This is a genomic window from Saccharothrix mutabilis subsp. mutabilis, assembly GCF_039521145.1.
In the GTDB taxonomy this organism is placed as follows: Bacteria; Actinomycetota; Actinomycetes; order Mycobacteriales; family Pseudonocardiaceae; genus Actinosynnema; species Actinosynnema mutabilis.
Genome location: NZ_BAAABU010000014.1, coordinates 116696 through 136209 on the forward strand (window position 1 = coordinate 116696; position 19514 = coordinate 136209).

Consider the following 19514-nt stretch of genomic DNA (forward strand, 5'->3'; position numbering starts at 1 on the left):
CTACTGGAAACCCCGGCCCGTCATCGGCACCAGGGCCAGCGGTTGGACGTCGGCGGCGAACGCGGTCGCCGACGTCGTGGGTTCCGGCAGCGGGATGTCGGGGTGGGTGAAGGCCCCCTCCGCGAACAGGTCCTCCATGAACAGGTCGATCTTCTCCTCGGTCAGCGACGGCATGGCGAAGACGTGGGCGAAGTGGCGCACCTCGCCCGTGCCGGTGGGCATCGGCTGGCAGGACAGGGACCACTTCGCGATGATCTCGTCGTTGGGCCTGCGGAACCGCACGGTCAACGCCATCGGGCTGCGGTCCACGTGGAGGCCGCCCTCGGGCAGCCGGTCCTCGCGGTCGAGGCGGTCCTCCAGTTCGCGCAGGGCGCTTTCCAGGTAGCGGGTCCGGCGCAGCGCGGCCACCGCCTCGGCCGCGTGCCCGCGCACGGACCTGGACGCCAGGTGGTTCCACAGCACCAAGGGCGACAGGCCGTTGCGGGAACCGGCGAAGGTCGTGTCCGGGGAGCCGGTGTAGGCCGGAGTGGCGGCCGGCTCCACCCGGAACTTGTTCTTGGTCATGAAGATCCCGCACGGGAACGGCGCGCCCGCCCACTTGTGCCCGCTCATGACCAGGGAGCCGACCACGTCCACGCCGTCCACCCGCAGGCCGAAGTCGAACTCGGGGACCTTGCCCTTGAGCTCCCGGCGCAGCGCCACGGCCAGTTCGCTGTGCTCGTCCTCCTCGGCCGCGTGGCGCAGGAACGGCATGATGCCCGCGCCCAGCGCGCCGTCCACGTGCACCCAGAAGCCGCGCCGGCGGTCGGTGCGGCCGGGTTCGAACTCAATCTCGCGTTCCAGCAGGCCGTGCCGGCGGAACAGCGGGACCAGGCGGGTGGCGACCTTCTCGATGTTGTCGTAGGCGCCCTTGAAGGTGGTGCCGAAGTTGAGCAGGAGCAGGATCGGGTGGCCGCGTTCGGCGAAGAACGCGACCAGCCGCTCCAGCTTGTCCACGTCGATCTCGCCACTGCCGTCCGGGCCGCCCTTGGACGGCACCTCCAACGGCCACCGGCCGCCCAGCGGGCACTGGTCGGGGTACTCGGCGGTGCCGATCGCGCCGAACGTGTCGATCGCCAGCGTCCGCACGGCCTTGATCACCGAGTAGTGGGTGTCCTCGGAGTAGAACGCCACCGGGCGGTAGGCGTTGCGCGGGTCGGCGGCGGGTGAGCCGCCCACCCGGGCCGCCGGCGCCGACCGCGCCGGCGGTGCGGCCTGCACGTAGACCATCTGCGGGTTGGACCCGCCCGGGTCGCCGATCAGCTTGCGGCCCGACAGGTAGTCCCGGGCGGAGGCCAGGGCGTAGAGGTTGCCCTCGGTCGAGCCCATGGTGAGCACGTAACCCCAGTAGCTCTCGGGGTTCTTGCCGTCGTAGGGCCACTCCGCGCGCCACAGCTCGGCGTAGCGGTCGAGCACGGCGCGTTCCACGGCCTTCGTGTTGGGCTTGTAGTTGCCCTGCTGGAACGGGTCGCCGACGTTGTTGAGGTGGAAGTCGAGGAACCGGCCCAGGTCCTGCTGCGCGTGGCCGAGGTCCTGGTTGCCCTGGAAGCCCACCATGTGCTCGTGCTTGCCGACCAGGTAGGTCTCCAGCTTGGTCAGCGCGTGCTTGCGCTGCTGCGCGGTCAACCCCTCGGCGGGGATGAGGAAGTCGCGCTCGGTCGGTTCGTCCGAAGTGGACTGCTCGGCCGGCGTGGGGGCGCGGCGCTCCGGCCGGCGCGGCGCGGGTCGCGGGGTGGCGCGCGCTGGGGTGTCGGACACCGGTTTGGCCGGTGTCGTGACGACGGCGTCGAACTCCGGTGGGGCCGGTGTCGTGGCGACGGCGTCGAACTCCGGTGTCACGGTGGCGTACTCCGGTGCCGTGCGGGCTTGTTCGGGTGCCGTGCGGGCTTGTTCCGGTGCCGTGGTGACCGGTTCCGGTGTGGCGTACTCCGGCGGCGGGGCCGGTGTCGTGGTGCGTTCGGCGGGGGTGGGGGCCGGGATCGGGGGCGTCGTCCCCCACAGGCCCGTGTGTCGTTCCTCGCCGATGTGTCGGCTCATTGCGCTCTCCCGACCTCGATCCATCCGCCGCCCGACACTGCCACGGACCGTTCGGGGGCACCGCGCCGCGCCCGGCGGATTCGCCGGACCGTGTCGTGCCGTCACCCGGCTGCCGCAGCCGGCCGTCGCAGGACGTGAGCACCGGGGTGTGGACAGCCTGGTGAGGGTGCGGCTGAACACCAGCCCGGTGAACCGCCCGCCGGCGGCCGTGGACGACGCGTTCACCCGGCGGGTGTGGTCGTCCGCGCTGCGGGTGCCCGCGCCGGGCGTGCTGGGCAACGACACGGACCCGGACGGCGGGCCGCTCACCGCGCGGCTGGTCGACGGGCCCCGGCACGGGACGCTGACGCCGGCGGCCGACGGGTCGTTCCACTACCGGGCGCGGTCGGTGGTGGCGGGGGAGGACTCGTTCACCTACGAGGTGGTCGACGCGGCGGGCGCGGTCTCGGCACCGGCGAAGGTGACCATCCGAGTGGGTTTTTGACGGCTGCGGGCCGGGCCGCGACGGCCCGGCCCCTTCCATCCGCGTGACTGGACCGTTACAGTCGGTGTCTGGGAACGCTCCCAGACACGACGACGAAGGGGTTGTTGTGCGCGCTGCACTGGCGGCGATCGCCGCGCTACTCACGACGGCCGGACTGGTGGTGCTGGGCGGGCAGGCGGTGCGCGCCGCGCCCGCGTGCGCCGTGGACTACGTGCCCAACCAGTGGTCCACCGGCTTCACCGCCAACGTCAAGGTCGCCAACCACGCCGCGCCGGTCAGCACGTGGACGCTCACCTGGACCTTCGCCGGCAACCAGGCTGTGACCAGCGCCTGGAACTCGACGGTGACCCAGACCGGCAACAAAGTCACCGCCCGCAACGCCCAGTGGAACGGCGCACTCGGGACGGGCGCGAGCACCCAGTTCGGCTTCCAGGCCACCTACTCCGGCACGAACCCGACGCCGACCGACTTCGCGCTCAACGGCGTGCGGTGCAACGACGCAACCACAACCACAACCACAACCACAACCACAACCACCACCACGACCACGACTTCGTCGCCACCTCCCACGTGCTCGGGCGCTGTTGTCTGCGACGACTTCGAGGGTCACGCCGGCACGCCCGGTGCCCCGTGGACGGTCGGCGCGGCCAACTGCACGGGCCAGAGCACGGTCACCATCGACAGCACGGTGGCGCACGGCGGGTCCAAGTCGGTCCGCGTGGACGGGAAAGCGGGCTACTGCAACCACATCTTCCTCGGCACCGCGCTCCCCGGCGGCAACACGCACGGCCGTTTCTACGTCCGCCACACCACGCCGCTGCCCGCCGCGCACGTGACGTTCATGGCGCTCAAGGACACCGCCGACAACGGCAAGGACTTGCGGATGGGTGGCCAGAACCAGGCCCTTCAGTGGAACCGCGAGTCCGACGACGCCACGCTGCCCGCGCAGAGCCCGCAGGGAGTGGCGCTGAGCAAGCCGCTGCCGACGGGGACGTGGACGTGCGTGCAGTTCACCGTCGACCCGACCGGCAAGCTGCGCACGGCGCTGGACGGCCAGGACGTCACGGGCTTGCAGGTGGACGGCACCCCGACGCCGGACGTGGACCAGCAGTGGTTGGCTCGGGCCGGTTGGCGGCCGAACGTCGTGGACGTCCGGCTGGGCTGGGAGAGCTACGGCGACGGCGCGGACACGCTGTGGTTCGACGACGTGGCCTTCGGACCCCAGCCGATCGCCTGCTGACTCGACAAGCGGTGGCGGAGCCAACTCCCAGGCTCCGCCACCGCTCACCGGCCAGACCACACAAACCCCGCCGCCCCCGCCGAGCCGCAGTCGCCGCCCGCGCCCGCCGCCGCGCCGCCCCCCGAGCCGCCCCCCCGCCCAGCCTCAGCCGCCGAGCGCAGCCGCCGAGCCGCAGCCGCCGCGCCACCAAGCCGGGTCAGTCGCGGGTCCAGGCCTGGTCCGCCCACGCCGGGTCGAGCGGGGTGTGGGCGATGTGGTTGGTGTAGTTGGACAGCGTCTTCATGCCCACCCCCAGCACCACGTCCAGCACGTGCCGCCGCGTGTAGCCCGCCGCCAGGAAGCGCTCGACCTGCTCGTCGGACACCCACCCGCGGTCGGCGACCATCGACTCCGTCAGCGCCCGCACCGCCTCCAACGCCCCGTCCGCCAACGGCTTGCCGGCCCGCAGCGCCTCCACCGCCGCCGCGTCCACACCGTTCTTCAGCGCGACCGTGGAGTGCGCCGCCACGCAGTACTCGCAGCCGTTGACGACACTCGCCGTGATCCACACGACGTGCTTCGCCGGCCCCGGCAGGGACGACTTGCCGAACTGCTCGGCCAGCGCGTTGTACCCGGCGAGCAGTTCCGGCGACTCGGCCATCACCGCGTTCAACGTCGTCACGAAACCCATGCGCTTCTTGCCCGCCGCCAAGTGCGGGCGGGACTCCTCGGGGGCCGTGGTCTCGTCGTGCAGGGTGAACTCCGCCATCTCGGGCGACCTCCTGAGGCTAACTTGGAACGACCATTTCAAGATAGCGAGGCCACGATCATCCGCGCAACGCCCTCACCGGAGAACGGCACGCGGTCGAAGGCGAAGGGCCGGTCGGGGTGACCGGCCCTTCGTGGGGGATCAGACGAGCTGCGCGTAGAACCGGCGGATGTCGGCGACCAGGGTGTCCGTGGCCTCGTGCGCCGCGTAGTGGCCGCCCGCGCCGTCGTAGGAGTTCCAGCTGACGATGTTCTTGTGGTCGCGGTCGGCGAAGCGGCGGATGGACTGGAAGTCGCCCGCGAACATGGCCAGGCCGAGCGGGGTCGTGGTCGGCCCGGTCGGGTGCTCGGTGGCGTGGGCGTCCTCGTAGTAGAAGCGGATCGCGGACCCGGCCGTGCCGGTCAGCCAGTACAGGGCCACGTTCGCGACCACGAACTCCGCGTCGAGGTTCTCGTCGAACAGCTGCGCGTTCCAGGCGAGCAGGCCGATGGGGGAGTCGGTGATGGCGTAGGCCAGGGTCTGCGGCTGCTGGCTGTGCAGCTGGTTGAACGAGAACTTGTTGTCCATGAACCACTGGAGGTGCTGGAGCGCGGCCAGGTCCGCCTCGCTCAGGTCGGCGAACTCGGCCGGGTCGCCCGACGGGAACGAGAACACCTGGGTGACGTGCACGCCGATCACGCCGTCCGGGTCGAGGCGGCCCATCTCGGGGGAGACCATCGAGCCGCCGTCGTTGCCGACCGCGCCGTAGCGCTCGTAACCCAGGCGGTGCATCAGCTCGACCCACGCCGCCGCGGTGCGGTACCGGTTCCACCCGGTGCTGCGGGTCGGGCCGGAGAAGCCGAAGCCCGGCAGCGACGGGACGACCACGTGGAACGCGGGCTGGTCGGCCGCGGGCTCGGTGAGCGGTGCGATGACGTCCAGGTACTCGACCACCGAACCGGGCCACCCGTGGGTCATGACCAGCGGCGTCGCGTCCGGGCGGGACGAGCGGACGTGCAGGAAGTGGATGTCCTCGCCGTCGATCTCGGTGACGAACTGCGGGAAGGCGTTCAGCTTCGCCTCGAAGGCCCGCCAGTCGAACTCCTCCAGCCAGTGCTGCGCCAGCGAGCGGACGCGGTCGCCGGGCACGCCGTACGCGTCGCCGACCCCGGGCAGCTCCGACGGCCACAGCGCCCGGCGCAGGCGGTCGGCCAGGTCGTCGAGCTTCGCCTGGGCGACCTCGACGCGGAAGGGGCGGATCGCGGTGTTCGTCATGGCCTGTCTCCTTCGGAACGGAACGCTTTGTTCCGTTTCACTGTAGCAGAGCGGAACGATCCGTTCCAAGTGTTATTCTCGTGACCATGTCGTCACCCGCCGAAACCGGCCTCGCCGGTCGCCGCCGCCAGGCCGCGCAGAACGACCAGGTCATCCTCGACGCGGCGCGCGAGGTCTTCATGGCCGACCCCAAGGCCCCCGTCGCCGCCGTGGCCAAGCGCGCCGGCGTGGGCATCAGCGCCCTCTACCGCCGCTACCCGGGCAAGGAGCACATGCTGCGCAAGCTGTGCCACGACGGCCTGCGCCGCTACATCGCCGAGGCCGAGGCCGCGCTGGAGCAGCCCGACGCGTGGACCGCGTTCGCCGGGTTCCTCGACCGCGTGGTCGAGGCGGACGTGCATTCCCTGACCGTGCACCTGGCCGGCACGTTCACCCCGACCCCGGAGATGTTCGAGGACTCCCAGCGCGCCGCCCGGCTGGCGCGGGCCGTGGTCGACCGCGCGCGGGAGGCGGGCCGGCTGCGCCCCGACGCCGTCGTGGAGGACCTGGGCCTGGTGCTGGAGAGCTGCGCCGCGATCCGCGTCCCGGACGTCGAGCGGACTCGTGAGCTGCGCCGGCGGGTGCTGGCGATGATGGTCGAGAGCCTGGGCCACGACGGCGGCGTGGAACTGCCCGGCCCGCCGCCGCACTCCGGCGACTTCGCGTGGCGCTGGCAGCCGCGGGGGTCCGCGGAGGACTGATCGTCACACGGAAGGGTCGAGCTTCCGGACTCGGGTCGCGGGCCCGGTGGGGTCGGGCCAGCATCCACGGTTGTCCGGGAACGCAACCACGGTTCGGAGTACTTGATGCGCACTCTTGGCAAGCTCGTCGCCGCGACGGCCGCCGCCCTCGTCCTCACCGCGCCGGTCGCCACCGCGGCCCCCGCGGGCGGCCTCGCCGGCCCCGGCGGCCCGGCCGGCCTGCTCAGCCCGGTCACCGCCCTGGTGGGCCCGCTGCTCGGCGGCATCGGCGGCTGACGCGCCGCGCGGGAGGCTCTCGGTCCGAGGCCTCCCGCGGGACCCCGCCTAGTGCCAGTAATCCGCGCGCCGCCACAGCATGGCGACGAGCATCAGCGGGAACATGATCACGTGCGCGGCGACCATCAGCGCGTCGCCGGACATCAGATCCATCCAGTACGGCACGAACAGCGCCACGAACGGCAAGTACATCGCGGCGGACATCTCCAGGACGCGCGGCCACGAGTGCTTGCGGATGCGCATCCACAGCGCCATCGCCACGGTCATGTCGGTGGCCATCAGCAGCGCCCCGACCTCGACCCGCGCGGTCCACGACGCCGGCCACAGCATGCCGAGCACCATCATGCCGACCAGCATGGCGACGACCATCTCCAGGTAGTGCCCCACGAACCGGGCCAACTTGCGGCCGGTGCTCCTGGGGGGCGAGGTCGTCGTCATGGGCGCAGCCTTCCGGTCAGGGGGTCTCGCTGATCCATCATGGTGGCAGTCGGCGGGCAAGTGGTGCGGAATTGGTCGGTAACCGCTTCGGTCCGGCTCAGCCCGGTACGCGATCGGCCTCGGCCCCACCCCACCGGACCGCGCCGAACTGCGCGAACTCACCCGGCACCGGACCGCGTCGGGCGTGACCGTCGAGTGGGCCGACACCGTGCCGGCGTCCTGAACCGGTTGGCATCTGTGAACGCTGGTAGGAGGGTTTTGTGGTCGGCGCGGGAGGGGTTCAATCGCGCTCTTACGCCGCACGCAGCAAGGGAGTGCCCATGCGCACAGCAACCGTGGCCGCAGCCGTGGTCGCGTTCGCCGCAGTGACCGCCACACCCGCCTCCGCGATCAACACCTACAACGCCACCCCCGCGCCGGAGCGCACCGAGGTCGGCGCGCTGGTCGCCACCTGGGACAACGACGGCGACCCGGCCACGCCGGACCGCGTGGACTGGGTGTGCAGCGGGACGATGGTCGACCGCGACACCTTCCTCACCGCCGCCCACTGCACCACCGACTGGCCGGCGAACGTGAAGTTCTACGTGTCCCTGCTCCAGGACGTGCAGTCCGCCCTCGACGCCGCCCCCGGCACGCCCGCGCAGAAGGCGGCGGCGGTCGGCGTCCCCGGTGTGGCGCACAACGACCCCGCCTACCCGGGCAACTCCGCCGACTCGCACGACATCGCCGTGGTCGAGGTGTCGGCCAGGCAGCTCGCGGCGCGCTGGTCGTTCACCCCGGCCACCCTGCCCACGGCGGGCAAGCTCGACGCCCTCGGACCGCAGGGCCTGAACGCCGCCGAGTACTCCGTCGTCGGCTACGGCACCGAGGAAGCCGCCCGCGGCCCCGGCGGCCACACCCACCCCGGCGGCGGCGTGCGCATGAAGGCCCCGCTGGGCTTCAACGCGCTGAACAGCACGTGGCTGCGCCTGTCGATGATCGAGTCCCAGGGCTACGGCGGCGCCTGCTACGGCGACTCGGGCGGCCCGAACTTCGCCACCCTCGACGGCACCCGCACCCTGGTGGCGACCACCATCACCGGCGACGCGCCGTGCTACGCCACCAACGTCGTCTACCGCCTCGACACCCCGTCGGCCCGTTCGTTCCTGAAGCCGTTCGTCACCCTGCCCTGACCCCACCGACCGCCGTCCGGCCCGTTGTGGCCCGGACGGCGGTCGCACTTGCACCCGGTACCCGGGGTACCGGGTTACCGTCGGAACATGGACGTGGAAGCACCTTCCTGGACACCGCTCCCCGCCGACGCCTGCACCCTGCCCACCGCCGAGCAGCCGCTGCGCGAGCGCGAGTTCGACGACCTGTTCGCCGCCGCGCTGCGCTCGGTGACCAGGGTCAGCCCGACCACCGTGCGCATGAGCCTGACCCCCGAACCGCAGATCGCCGCGCGAGCGGCCGACCTGGCCGTGCGGGAGACGGGCTGTTGTTCGTTCTTCACCTTCACCCTCGAAGTGACCGGTGACGAACTGAACCTCGACATCACGGTTCCCCCGGGTCGGCAAGCGGTGTTGGCGGCGTTGGCGGCCAGGGCGGAGGCCGTGGCGTGACCATGCGGAGCGGGCAGCCCCGCTGCCCGCTGCCGTTCAACGAACCGGCCAACCCGGCACTACCGTCACCCCGGTGACCGTCCTGCGCTCGATAGTCCTGTTCGTCCTGGCGGCCGTGGCCGAGATCGGTGGCGCGTGGCTGGTGTGGCAGGGACTCCGGGAGCACCGCGGGCTGCTGTGGATCGCCGCGGGCGTGCTGTCGCTGGGCGCGTACGGCTTCGTGGCCACCTTCCAGCCCGACGCCCACTTCGGCCGCATCCTCGCCGCCTACGGAGGCGTGTTCGTCGCCGGCTCGCTGGCGTGGGGCGTGCTGGTGGACAAGTTCCGCCCGGACCGCTGGGACTACCTCGGCGCGGCGATCTGCCTGGTCGGCGTCGCGGTGATCATGTACGCCCCGCGGACCTAGCCGCACGCGGAACGACGGGAGCGGAGATGCCCTGGGTCATCGACGCAGGAGACGAGTCGTCACTCCCAGGTCCAGCCGATGCCGTACTGGCCCGGCTCGGGGTCCAGCGCCACGAACTGGTAGGTCCGGGTCGGCCCGTCGAACTCCACCCGCCGTTGGACCGGCAGGCCGCTGCGGGGTTGGAAGTAGCCGTGGCAGGCGCGGGGCAGGCGGTCGCCGGCGAAGGTCACGTGGATCGCGATCTCCCGGCCGGGGCGGACGATGGCCAGTTGGGTGTGGCGGGCCGCGTGGTCGGGTGGCAGGCGCAGGCCGAATTCGACGTAGGCCAGTTCGCCCGCGTTCAGCGGCTGGTCCAGCAGGAACTCGAACGCGCACGTCGCGGACGGCACGTCGGCCCGGAACCGGCCCGGCCGGCAGCCGACGGCGTGCGTGACCGCGGGCGGGTGCGACATGCTGGAACCCCGGGACACGAACAGGAACCGGGTCGTGCCGTCGTGGTCGGCGCGCACGATCCGGCGCACCCGCATCGACTCCTCGCGCCCGGTCGCGTCCACCCGGTGGGACAGGTACTGCGAGAGCCGGTGCGGGCTGTCGAGGTCGTCCGGGGTCGCGTCCAGCTTGGCCAGCGCGCGGGCCACCGTCTCCGGGCGGCGCATCACCAGGTCGTGGGCGACGCGTGGCCCGGGGCGGGTCGGGCGCGGGCGGGGGAGCAGCAGGCCGGTCAGCGGCTCGCCGAGGATCTCCTCCAACGCCGCCACGGCCGGCAGCGACGCGGCCCGCGGCCTGCTGTCGCCGTTCTGCCAGTAGCTCAGCGAGCTGACGCTGATCGGCGTCCCGCGCTCGCGCAACCGCCGGCTGACCTCGTCCAACGTGAGCCCGCTGCGCCCGATGGCGGCCCGCAACGCCGCCCCGAACCCCGCTGTCCCAGCCTCGACGCCCACGGTCTCCTCCCGCGGGGAGCGTAACCGAGCCGTCGCGGTGCGGAACCGAGCCGTCGCGCCGCGGAACCGGTCAAGCCGGGCCGAGCAGGTCCCACTTGTTCCCGGCGATGTCCCGGAAGACGACGATCCGCCCGTAGTCCTCGGTGCGCGGCTCGGTCAGGAACTCGACCCCGGCCGCGACCATCTGCGCGTGGGCGGCGTCGAAGTCGTCCACCCGCAGGAAGAACCCGACCCGCCCGGCGACCTGGTCCCCGACGACCTCCGCCTGCCGCGGCCCGTCGGCCCGCGCGAGCAGGATGCCGGTCTCGGCGCCGGGCGGCCGGACCACCACCCACCGCTTGGGCCGGCCGTCGTTGGTCAGAGAGGGCGAGTCGTCCACCAACTCGAACCCGAGGACCCACGTGAAGAACTCGATGGCGGGGTCGTAGTCGGCCACGACGACGGTGATCAGATCGACTCGCACCCGCGGAGCCTAGGCCACGCCCCCCTCGACGGCCCGCGTGGAATTGGCATGATGTCCCGACGGTGCCGGCGCACGCCGTCGGCCCGGAGTCCTGGGGCAAGCGCGCAAGGGGGAGCTTCGTGACCTATTCGGCCGAGATCAGTCGGGCCAACCCGTCCTGCTTCGTGTTCCTGGTCGACCAGTCGGCGTCGATGAACGACCCGATCGGCGGCGGGTCGCGGCAGCGGAAGGCCGAGGTCGTGGCCGACGCCATCAACCGGTTGCTCGCCGAGCTGAGCGTGAAGTGCGCCAAGGAGGAAGGCGTCCGCGACTACTTCCACGTCGCCGTCCTCGGGTACGGCTACACCGTCGGCTCCGCGTTCACCGGGCCGCTGGCCGGGCGCGACCTCGTGCCGCTCAGCCAGGTCGCCGACCAGCCCGCGCGGGTGGAGAAGCGGGTCAAGAAGGTGCCCGACGGCGCGGGCGGGCTGGTGGAGACCACCACCAGCTTCCCCGTCTGGGTGGACCCGGTCGCCAACGGCGGCACGCCGATGTGCCGCGCCCTGGGCCTGGCCGAGAAGCTGGTCGCCGACTGGGTGGCCCGCCACCCGGACTGCTTCCCGCCCATCGTGCTCAACCTGACCGACGGCGAGTCCACCGACGGCGACCCCGCCAGCGCCGCCTGGGCTGTCCAGACCCACGTCACCGCCGACGGCGCGGCCCTGCTGTTCAACCTGCACGTCTCGGCCGCGAACGCCGTCCCGGTGACCTTCCCCGACACCGACGTCGCCCTGCCCGACCCCTACGCGCGCACCCTGTTCGGCATGTCGAGCCTGCTGCCGCAGCACATGCGCTTCTACGCGCTCCAGCAAGGCCTGCCGGCCGGCGACATGGCCCGCGGGTTCGTCTACAACGCCGACATCACCTCGGTCGTGCAGTTCCTCGACATCGGCACCCGGGCGACGGAACTGCGTTGACCGCGTTCACCCTCCGCGCCCCCAAGCGCGGCAACACCGAGCGCGAGTGCGAGGACGCCGGCCGCGTGACCGCCGCCGGAGCCGTCCTCGCGGCGGTGGCGGACGGCGCGTCGGAGAGCCTGCTCGCGGGGGAGTGGGCCGACCTGCTCACCGCCTCGCTCCTCGACCACGCCGGCGAGGACGCGGAAGTGCTCCAGGGCCCCGACCGCTTCGCCGCCGCCCTCGCCGCCGCCGGCCGCGCCTGGGAGGCCTGGCTGGCCGACTACGTCGCCGCGCGCGAGGCGGACGGCCGCCCGATCGCCTGGTACGAGCAACCCAAGCTCGACCGCGGCCCGCACGCCACCGTCCTGGCCGCCCGGTTCGCCGCCGACCGGTGGCACGCCGCCGCGCTGGGCGACAGCTGCCTGTTCCAGGTCCGCGACGACCGCCTGGAACGCGCGTTCCCGCTCGACCGGCCGGAGGACTTCGACAACACGCCGCCGCTGGTCAACGCGTTCAACCGGGACACCGGCCTGCTCGCCCGGCACGTGCGCACCGCCTCGGGCCGCACCCGCCCGGGTGACGCGTTCTTCCTCTGCACGGACGCCGTCGCCGAGTGGTTCCTGCGCGAGACCGGGCGCGGCGGGCGGCCCTGGCGGGTGCTGCGGGGGTTCGCGGCCGACCACGACGGGTTCGCCGCCTGGCTGGACCGGGTGCGCGGGGAGGGGTTGATGCGCAATGACGACGTCACCGTCGTTCACGTGGACCCCGGATGACGAGCCGGGCCGCGCGTTCCCGTCCGGCGCCACCTACGTGGACGCGTTGCAGAACACCGACCTGTGCTTCCGCGACACCGACCTGGCCGGCGCGGAGGTCCAGGTGGACGCGCTGGGCCGGCCCCGCGTCATCTCCGGCAACTTCGCGGGCGTCTTCTCGCTGACCGTCGCCGACGGCACCCGGTACGCGGTCAAGTGCTTCACCCGCGAGGTGCGCGAGCAGGCCGCCCGGTACCGCGCGATCGGCGAGCACCTGGCCGGCCTGGACGACGACTGGATCGTCGGCTTCGAGTACGTCGACCGGGGCGTGCTCGTGGAGGGCTCCTGGTACCCGGTGCTGCGGATGGAGTGGGTCGAGGGCATCGGCCTGATCCGGTGGATCGAGCGCAACCTGGACGACCCCGCCGCCCTCGCCGCCCTCGCGCGGCGGTTCGCCGACCTGGTGGACGCCCTGCGCGCGGCGGGCGTCGGGCACGGCGACCTCCAGCACGGCAACATCCTGGTCACCGACGACGGCGTGGTGAAGCTGGTCGACTACGACGGCATGTACGTGCCCGCGCTGGCCGGGATGACCGCCACCGAGACCGGGCACCGCAACTACCAGTCGCCCGACCGCACGGCCGCCGACTTCGGCCCCGAGATCGACCGGTTCTCCGCGTGGGTGGTGTACCTGTCGCTGGTGGCGCTGGCGGTCGATCCGGCGCTGTGGCGGCAGCTGCGCGACCAGGACGCCGAACACCTGCTGCTGGCCGAACCCGACTTCACCGACCCGGCGGGCTCCTTCCCGCTGGCCACCCTGACCGCCCACCCCGACCCCGGCCTGCGCGCGCTGGCCCGGCGGTTCGAGGACGTCCTGCTGCGCGAACGCGCCGCCCCGCCGCCGCTGCGAGCGCTGGACACCGTCACCACCGGCGCTCCGGCGGGCACCGCCCTGCCGACGTGGATGGCCGAGCGGTTCGAACCGCACGTGCCCGCCCCGCTGCCGCCGGTGCGGTTCGCCGAACGGCCGAAGGCGTGGACGCTGGCGTCGTGGTCGCTGATGGCGTTGCTGCCGTTGGGCGTGCCCCTGGGGGTGCTGCCCGAGGCCGTCGCCGCCGTGGACGCCGTCGCCCTGATGTCGTGGACGTCGCGGGCCTACGACCGGACCGCCGAGCGGCGCGGTGCCCTGACCGCGCGCGAGGAACGCCGACGCCTGCGTGCCGCGCGCGAACCGGCCGCCCTGCGGGTCGCGCAGCTGGAGGAGGAGGGCCGCCGGCTGGCCGAGCTGGCCGAGAACCTCAAGCGCGAGCAGGACGACAAGCGCCACGGCCTGCAGCAATGGCACAACTCCCGGCTGGCCGCGCACCGGCAGGAGGTCAAGAACCGGCTCGACCGGATCGAACGCGACCGCCGGGCCGCCCTGGCGCGGGCGCACGCCGAGGAGCAACGGCTGCTCGCCTTGCGGCAGAAGCAGCACGTGCGGACGGAGCTGGCGAAGGCGACGCTGGTGGCCGACGCGGTCGAGGGGCTGATCCCGGCGCAGGTGGCCAACCTGCACGCGGTCGGCATCCGGTCCGCCGCGGACTTCGTCGGCCTGCACCACGACCTGGACGGGCCGCGCCCGGTGGCGATGTTCGTGCTGGCCAACGGCAGCCGCGTGCGCGTCGGCGGGGTCGGCGCGGCGGAGGCGACCCGGCTCGACCAGTGGCGCGAGCGGCTGACGGCGGAAGCCGACCGCAGCCGCCCCACCGCCCTGACCGCCGCCGACCGCCGACCGTTCCGCGAGCGCTACGAGTCCGAGAGCGCGGCGCTGGACGACCACCGCTCCCGGGTGCTGGAGGAGGCGAAGACCGCCGAACGCGACCTGCTGGAAACCCTGCGCGTGGAGCAGAGCCTGCTGGCCGACGAACGCAAGTCCGCCAACACCGCCCTCACCCGGACCCGGGCGACCCACGACCGCGAGCTGGCCGAAGCCGCCCGGGCCCTGGACGAGGCGGACCGGGCCGCCGCCGAGGCCACCGCGCGGGCCGACGCCTTCCGCCCGGTGAACTACCTGCGCTTCCTGCGCTTCACCATCACCGGCCGGGGCTGAGGCGGGCGGTGCCGGCTTCGGGAGTGGGGGTGTTCAGGCGCGGCGGTGGTCGGTGGGGCGGGTGCCGCGCATGCGCTTGAAGGCCACGCTGAGGGCGTAAGCGTTGGCGTAGCCCACTTTCCGGGCGATGGCGGCCACCGTGTCGTCGGTTTCGCGCAGCAGGTTCGCGGCCAGGGTGATCCGCCACTCCGCGAGGTAGGCCATGGGTGGTTCGCCCACCAGCGCGGTGAATCGGCGGGCCAGGGCCGCGCGGGACAGGCCCGCCTTCGCCGCCAGCTCCGCCACGGTCCACGGGTGCGCCGGGTTGTCGTGCAGCAGGCGCAGGGCGGCGCCCACTACGGGCTCGTCCAGCGCCCGGCACCACGCCGGGGCGTCCGCGGCCGGGTCGGCGAACCAGTGGCGCAGTGCGGTGACCAGCAGGAAGTCCAGCAGGCGGTCCAGGACCAGTTGCTGCCCCGGGCGGTCGTGGGCGAGTTCCTCCGCCAGCAGGTCCGCCGGCGGGCCGGCCGGGACCACCAGCACGGCGGGCAGGGCGTGCAGGAGCCGTGCGCTGAGGTCGCCCCGCCGCTCGAACGCCCCGCTGAGCAGCACGGGCGCCCCGTCGACCGGGGTGCCGCAGGTCCGGCCCGAGGTCGGCCCGGGGCAGTAGTCGGCGCTGGTCACCACGGTGGACGGCGGCGTCGTGGGCGCGTCGGCGACGGTGTGCGGCACGTCCCCGCGCACCAGCGCGACGACGCCGGGCTCGATGGGCACCGGCTGGTGGCCGTCGGGGACGATCCACGCCCGGCCGCGCAGCATCGTGGCCAGGGTCAGCGGCGCGCCGGTGGCCATGCGCAGCGCCCACGGCGGGCGCATGATCGTCTGCCGGAATACCGCGCCGCGCGCCCGCACGTCCGCCAGCAGTTCCGACACCGCGTCCATGATCCCCACAGTAGACGCTCAGACATCCAAGAGCGCTTCCCGAACATTTTCCGTCTCACCGCGGCCCGGTTGACTGCACTCCATGAGCGAAATCCTCGTCACCGGCGCGACCGGCAAGTCCGGCCGTCGCGTCGTCACCGCCCTGCGCGCCCGCGGCGTCGCGGTGCGCGCGGCGGCCCGCAGCGCGGAGCACGTCTTCGACTGGACCGACCCGAGCACGTGGGACCACGCGTTGGAAGGGACGCGGGCCGTCTACATCGTGCAACTGGACGGCACCAAGCTGGTTCGCCCGTTCGTGGCACGGGCGGTGCGGCACGGGGTGCGGCGGCTCGTGCTGGCGTCCGGCCGTGGCATCGACAACCCGTTGTACGCCAAGGACAGCGGCGGCGTGCTCGACGGCCTGGTGGACAGCGAGGCGGCCGTGCGGGAGAGCGGACTGGAGTGGACGATCACCCGGCCGGGCTGGTTCGCGCAGAACTTCAGCGAGGGCTTCTTCGCCGACGCCGTCCGCGCGGGTGAGTTGCGGCTGCCCGCCGGCGACGGCGCGGCGAGCTTCGTCGACGCCGAGGACATCGCCGCCGTCGTGGCGGCGGCCCTGACCGAGGACGGCCACAACGGCGAGGTCTACGAACTGTCCGGCCCGAAGGCCCTGACCCTGCGCGAAGCCGCCGACACGATCTCCCGGGCCACCGGCCGCACGGTCCGCTACGTCCCGCTGACCGTGGACCAGTACGTGGCGGAGTTGGTCGCCCAAGGCCTGCCGCCCGCCGACGCGCGGGCCTTCGCCGACGTCATCGAACCCCTGCGCGAAGGCCGCGACGAACACCTCTCCGACGGCGTGCAGCGAGCCCTGGGTCGTCCGCCCCGCTCCTTCGCGGACTTCGCCGCCGCGACGACGGCCGCCGGCGGCTGGCCCCGGTGACCAGGTGAGCCCGGCTCGGGCGCTGAATCGACATCGGGTGCGCGGCGAGGGTGTCGATCGGGTGACTTCGACGATCACGGTAGGCCCGCCACCCGCCACCCGCCACCCGCCACCCGACCCGCGATCTCGGAGGTTTCAGAGTGGAAGTTCCGCGTGTTCGGAACTAGGCTCGCCAGTCATGCCGAATCTGCGGATCAGTGAGGCGGCGGCCCTGCTCGGGGTCAGCGATGACACGATCCGGCGCTGGATCGATCAAGGGCGGCTGGCGGCCGTGCTGGACAACGGGCGCAAGGCGATCGCCGGCGCCGAGCTGGCGGCGTTCGCGCAGCAGCTGTCCGAGGCCGCCGAGCCCGGGGTCACGGTGGCCGCGTCGGCGCGCAACCGGATGCGCGGCATCGTCACGCGGGTGGTCAAGGACGGCGTGATGGCGCAGATCGACATGCAGGCGGGGCCGTTCCGGATCGTGTCGCTGATGAGCCGCGAGTCCGCCGACGAACTCGGCCTGGAGGTCGGCAGCGTCGCGGTCGCCTCCATCAAGTCCACGCACGTCGTCGTCGAGATCCCGGAGGCGTGAGCCCGATGCGGAAGCTGGTCGCGGCGGCCGTGGCCCTGGTGGTGGCGGGGTGCGGCACGCCGGGCGCGTCCGGGACCGGCGGCGCGTCGGGGCGGATCGCCGTGTTCGCCGCCGCGTCGCTGACCGAGGCGTTCACCAGGCTGGGCGAGGAGTTCGAGGCGGCGCACCCCGGCGGGGAGGTCACGTTCAACTTCGCCGGCAGTTCCGCGCTGGCCCAACAGCTCAACCAGGGCGCGCCCGCCGACGTGTTCGCCTCCGCCGCGCCGGCGAACATGAAGCAGGTCACCGACACCGGGACGGTCAAGGCGACACCGGTGACGTTCGCCCGCAACACGCTGCAGATCGTCGTGCCCGGGGGCAACCCGGGCGGGGTCACCGGGCTGGCCGACTTCGCCAAGGCGGACCTGAAGATCGCGCTGTGCGCCGAACAGGTGCCGTGCGGCGCGGCGGCGAAGAAGGTGTTCGAGGCCGCCGGGGTCACCGCCCGGCCGGACACGCTGGAGCAGGACGTCAAAGCCGCGCTGACCAAGGTGTCGCTGGGCGAGGTGGACGCGGCGCTGGTGTACCGGACGGACGTCCGCGCGGCGGGGGAGAGGGTCGAGGGCAGGGACTTCCCCGAGGCGGGCGAGGCCGTCAACGACTACCCGATCGCGCCGCTGGCCGCTGCGCCCAACTCGGTGGGGGCGCGGGCGTTCATCGACTTCGTCCGGTCCGACCGGGGCCGCGCGGTGCTGGCCGAGGCCGGGTTCGCCGCGCCGTGAGGCCGGTCCGCGGGCGGTTGCCGCTGGTCCTGGTGGTGCCGGCGGTGCTGGGGCTGGCGTTCCTGCTGCTGCCGTTGGCCGGGCTGCTGGTCCGGGCGCCGTGGAGCACCCTCCCCGGCCGGTTGGTCGGCGCCGAGGTCGGGGACGCGCTGCGGCTGTCGCTGGTGTGCGCGAGCCTGGCGACGGTGGTGTGCCTGGTGCTCGGGGTGCCGCTGGCGTGGTTGCTGGCGCGCGCCGACCTGCCGGGGCGCGGTGTGCTGCGGGCGTTGGTGACCGTGCCGCTGGTGCTGCCGCCGGTGGTCGGCGGCGTGGCGCTGCTGCTGGTGCTGGGGCGGCGCGGGCTGGTCGGGCAGTACCTGGACGCGTGGTTCGGGATCTCGCTGCCGTTCACCACCGCCGGGGTCGTGCTGGCGGAGGCGTTCGTGGCGATGCCGTTCCTGGTCGTGTCGGTGGAGGGCGCGCTGCGGGCGGCCGACCCCCGGTACGAGGAGGCGGCGGCGACGTTGGGCGCGTCCCGGTGGCTGACGTTCCGGCGGGTGACGCTGCCCTCGGTGCTGCCCGGTCTCGTGGCGGGGACGGTGCTGTGCTGGGCGCGGGCGCTGGGGGAGTTCGGGGCGACCATCACGTTCGCGGGCAACTTCCCCGGCGAGACCACCACCATGCCGCTGGCGGTGTACCTGGCGCTGGAGAGCGACCCGGACGCGGCGATCGTGCTCAGCATCGTGCTGCTGGTGGTGTCGGTGGGGGTGCTGGCCGGACTGCGGGACCGGTGGATCAGGGGTGCGACGTGACGCTGGAGGCCGCGATCCGGGTGCGTCGGGAGGGGTTCGACCTGGACCTGGACCTCGCCATCGCGCCCGGCGAGGTCGTCGCCCTGCTCGGCCCCAACGGCGCGGGCAAGACGACGGCGCTGCGCGCGTTGGCCGGTCTGGTGCCCGGCGCCCGCGTGCGCGTCGGCGAGTCCACTTGGGACGGTCTGCCGGCCGAGCGGCGGCCGATCGGGGTGGTGTTCCAGGACTACCTGCTGTTCGTGCACCTGACCGCGCTGGACAACGTCGCCTTCGGCCTGCGCGCCCGTGGCACGGCGAAGCCCGCTGCCAACGCGACCGCCCGGGAGTGGCTGGACAAGGTCGGCCTGGCCGGGTTCGAACGCGCCAAACCGCGCACCCTCTCCGGTGGCCAGGCCCAACGCGTGGCCCTGGCCCGTGCCCTGGCGACCTCGCCGCTGTTGCTGCTGCTCGACGAACCGCTGGCCGCGTTGGACGCGAGCACCCGCCTGCGCGTCCGCGCCGACCTGGGTCGGCACCTGCGCGACTACCCCGGCCACACCCTGCTGGTCACCCACGACCCGTTGGACGCGATGGTGCTGGCCGACCGGATCGTCATCCTGGAGGAGGGCCGGGTGGTGCAACAGGGGACACCGGCGGAGGTCGTCCGCCGGCCGCGCACCGACTACGTGGCGAACCTCGTCGGCCTGAACCTGTACCGCGGCAGGGCGAACGGCACCGAAGTGTCCCTCGTGGACGGTGGACGGCTGGCCGTGGCCGAACCGGCGACCGGGGACGTGCACGTGGTGTTCCCGCCGACCGCGGTGGGCCTGTACCCGGAGAAACCGGCGGGCAGCCCGCGCAACACCTGGCCGGTCACGGTCTCCGGCGTCGAGCACCACGCGCACACCACCCGCGTCCACCTGGACGGCACACCCCCGGTGCTCGCCGACGTCACCACCGCCACGGTGGCGGACCTGCGCCTCGCGCCGGGCGACACGCTGTGGGCGGTCCTCAAGGCGACCGAGGTCCACACCTACCCGAGCTGACGTGATCCGGGTCACGGCGTGTCACGGCCGCGGATCCCGTGGTGTCCTCTGTTCGAACGCCGGGAACCGAG

22 protein-coding genes are annotated in these 19514 nt (G+C 73.1%); 15 read left to right on the plus strand and 7 right to left on the minus strand.

The window, feature by feature from the left end; all coding sequences use genetic code 11:
• Entirely contained in the window at window positions 1–2076 is a 2076-nt protein-coding gene (locus ABD126_RS26115) for a PLP-dependent aminotransferase family protein (RefSeq protein ID WP_343936564.1), read from the minus strand.
• A gap of 160 nt (window positions 2077–2236) precedes the next feature.
• Here ABD126_RS26115 and ABD126_RS26120 point away from each other — a divergent pair, with 160 nt between their 5' ends.
• Together ABD126_RS26120 and ABD126_RS26125 are read left to right on the plus strand one after the other, a co-directional pair.
• Window positions 2237–2560, plus strand: coding sequence for an Ig-like domain-containing protein (locus ABD126_RS26120; protein ID WP_343936565.1), 324 nt, complete (start codon window positions 2237–2239; stop codon window positions 2558–2560).
• A gap of 106 nt (window positions 2561–2666) precedes the next feature.
• Window positions 2667–3800: a cellulose-binding domain-containing protein gene (locus tag ABD126_RS26125; protein WP_343936566.1), complete on the plus strand. Its 1134-nt coding sequence runs from the start codon at window positions 2667–2669 to the stop codon at window positions 3798–3800.
• A 196-nt stretch (window positions 3801–3996) separates the two neighbouring features.
• Here the strand turns inward: ABD126_RS26125 and ABD126_RS26130 are convergent, their stop codons facing one another.
• Together ABD126_RS26130 and ABD126_RS26135 are read right to left on the minus strand one after the other, a co-directional pair.
• Window positions 3997–4548 (minus strand): carboxymuconolactone decarboxylase family protein, encoded by a 552-nt coding sequence (locus ABD126_RS26130; RefSeq protein WP_343936567.1) that lies wholly within the window; start codon window positions 4546–4548, stop codon window positions 3997–3999.
• A gap of 141 nt (window positions 4549–4689) precedes the next feature.
• The gene (locus tag ABD126_RS26135) at window positions 4690–5802 is read right to left on the minus strand and encodes an epoxide hydrolase family protein (protein WP_343936568.1); all 1113 of its coding nucleotides are present in this window, start codon (window positions 5800–5802) and stop codon (window positions 4690–4692) included.
• A gap of 86 nt (window positions 5803–5888) precedes the next feature.
• Between ABD126_RS26135 and ABD126_RS26140 the strand changes: the two genes are divergently transcribed.
• Both ABD126_RS26140 and ABD126_RS26145 read left to right on the plus strand, forming a co-directional pair.
• Entirely contained in the window at window positions 5889–6542 is a 654-nt protein-coding gene (locus ABD126_RS26140; RefSeq protein ID WP_343936569.1) for a TetR/AcrR family transcriptional regulator, read from the plus strand.
• 105 nt (window positions 6543–6647) lie between these two features.
• A complete protein-coding gene (locus ABD126_RS26145; protein ID WP_343936570.1) occupies window positions 6648–6818 on the plus strand; it encodes a hypothetical protein in 171 nt (56 codons plus the stop codon).
• A 48-nt stretch (window positions 6819–6866) separates the two neighbouring features.
• Here ABD126_RS26145 and ABD126_RS26150 read toward each other — a convergent pair whose 3' ends face one another.
• Entirely contained in the window at window positions 6867–7256 is a 390-nt protein-coding gene (locus ABD126_RS26150) for a hypothetical protein (RefSeq protein ID WP_343936571.1), read from the minus strand.
• A 320-nt stretch (window positions 7257–7576) separates the two neighbouring features.
• Here ABD126_RS26150 and ABD126_RS26155 point away from each other — a divergent pair, with 320 nt between their 5' ends.
• The 3 genes from ABD126_RS26155 (at window position 7577) to ABD126_RS26165 (ending at window position 9263) form a co-directional block, all read left to right on the plus strand.
• Window positions 7577–8428, plus strand: coding sequence for a trypsin-like serine protease (locus ABD126_RS26155; protein WP_343936572.1), 852 nt, complete (start codon window positions 7577–7579; stop codon window positions 8426–8428).
• A gap of 87 nt (window positions 8429–8515) precedes the next feature.
• Window positions 8516–8857, plus strand: a complete 342-nt coding sequence (locus tag ABD126_RS26160; protein ID WP_343936573.1) for a hypothetical protein — start codon at window positions 8516–8518, stop codon at window positions 8855–8857.
• Between the two features lie 73 nt (window positions 8858–8930).
• Window positions 8931–9263, plus strand: a complete 333-nt coding sequence (locus tag ABD126_RS26165; protein ID WP_343936574.1) for a YnfA family protein — start codon at window positions 8931–8933, stop codon at window positions 9261–9263.
• A gap of 59 nt (window positions 9264–9322) precedes the next feature.
• Here the strand turns inward: ABD126_RS26165 and ABD126_RS26170 are convergent, their stop codons facing one another.
• Both ABD126_RS26170 and ABD126_RS26175 read right to left on the minus strand, forming a co-directional pair.
• Window positions 9323–10204, minus strand: coding sequence for a helix-turn-helix domain-containing protein (locus tag ABD126_RS26170; protein ID WP_343936575.1), 882 nt, complete (start codon window positions 10202–10204; stop codon window positions 9323–9325).
• A gap of 70 nt (window positions 10205–10274) precedes the next feature.
• Window positions 10275–10667: a VOC family protein gene (locus ABD126_RS26175; RefSeq protein ID WP_343936576.1), complete on the minus strand. Its 393-nt coding sequence runs from the start codon at window positions 10665–10667 to the stop codon at window positions 10275–10277.
• A 119-nt stretch (window positions 10668–10786) separates the two neighbouring features.
• Here ABD126_RS26175 and ABD126_RS26180 point away from each other — a divergent pair, with 119 nt between their 5' ends.
• From ABD126_RS26180 to ABD126_RS26190, 3 genes are read left to right on the plus strand one after another with little or no spacing between them, the layout of a single operon-like run.
• Window positions 10787–11623: a VWA domain-containing protein gene (locus ABD126_RS26180; protein WP_343936577.1), complete on the plus strand. Its 837-nt coding sequence runs from the start codon at window positions 10787–10789 to the stop codon at window positions 11621–11623.
• Window positions 11620–12378, plus strand: a complete 759-nt coding sequence (locus tag ABD126_RS26185; RefSeq protein ID WP_343936578.1) for a protein phosphatase 2C domain-containing protein — start codon at window positions 11620–11622, stop codon at window positions 12376–12378. Before ABD126_RS26180 ends, ABD126_RS26185 begins: the two co-directional genes overlap by 4 nt.
• Window positions 12341–14449: a protein kinase domain-containing protein gene (locus ABD126_RS26190; RefSeq protein WP_343936580.1), complete on the plus strand. Its 2109-nt coding sequence runs from the start codon at window positions 12341–12343 to the stop codon at window positions 14447–14449. Before ABD126_RS26185 ends, ABD126_RS26190 begins: the two co-directional genes overlap by 38 nt.
• Before the next feature lie 33 nt (window positions 14450–14482).
• Here ABD126_RS26190 and ABD126_RS26195 read toward each other — a convergent pair whose 3' ends face one another.
• Window positions 14483–15370 carry an AraC family transcriptional regulator gene (locus ABD126_RS26195; protein ID WP_343936581.1) on the minus strand — a complete coding sequence of 296 codons (888 nt, stop codon included), beginning with the start codon at window positions 15368–15370 and terminating at the stop codon, window positions 14483–14485.
• 82 nt (window positions 15371–15452) lie between these two features.
• Between ABD126_RS26195 and ABD126_RS26200 the strand changes: the two genes are divergently transcribed.
• The 5 genes from ABD126_RS26200 to ABD126_RS26220 all read left to right on the plus strand — a co-directional run bounded on the left by ABD126_RS26200 (window position 15453) and on the right by ABD126_RS26220 (window position 19443).
• The gene (locus ABD126_RS26200) at window positions 15453–16292 is read left to right on the plus strand and encodes an NAD(P)H-binding protein (protein WP_343936582.1); all 840 of its coding nucleotides are present in this window, start codon (window positions 15453–15455) and stop codon (window positions 16290–16292) included.
• Between the two features lie 178 nt (window positions 16293–16470).
• The gene (locus ABD126_RS26205) at window positions 16471–16866 is read left to right on the plus strand and encodes a TOBE domain-containing protein (RefSeq protein ID WP_343936583.1); all 396 of its coding nucleotides are present in this window, start codon (window positions 16471–16473) and stop codon (window positions 16864–16866) included.
• A 5-nt stretch (window positions 16867–16871) separates the two neighbouring features.
• Window positions 16872–17627 carry a molybdate ABC transporter substrate-binding protein gene (modA, locus tag ABD126_RS26210; protein WP_343936584.1) on the plus strand — a complete coding sequence of 252 codons (756 nt, stop codon included), beginning with the start codon at window positions 16872–16874 and terminating at the stop codon, window positions 17625–17627.
• On the plus strand, window positions 17624–18418 hold the full coding sequence (modB, locus tag ABD126_RS26215) for a molybdate ABC transporter permease subunit (protein ID WP_343936585.1): 795 nt from the start codon (window positions 17624–17626) through the stop codon (window positions 18416–18418). The genes modA and modB overlap by 4 nt, the downstream gene beginning before the upstream one ends.
• Window positions 18415–19443: an ABC transporter ATP-binding protein gene (locus tag ABD126_RS26220; protein WP_343936586.1), complete on the plus strand. Its 1029-nt coding sequence runs from the start codon at window positions 18415–18417 to the stop codon at window positions 19441–19443. The genes modB and ABD126_RS26220 overlap by 4 nt, the downstream gene beginning before the upstream one ends.
• The last annotated feature ends 71 nt before the right edge of the window (window positions 19444–19514 follow it).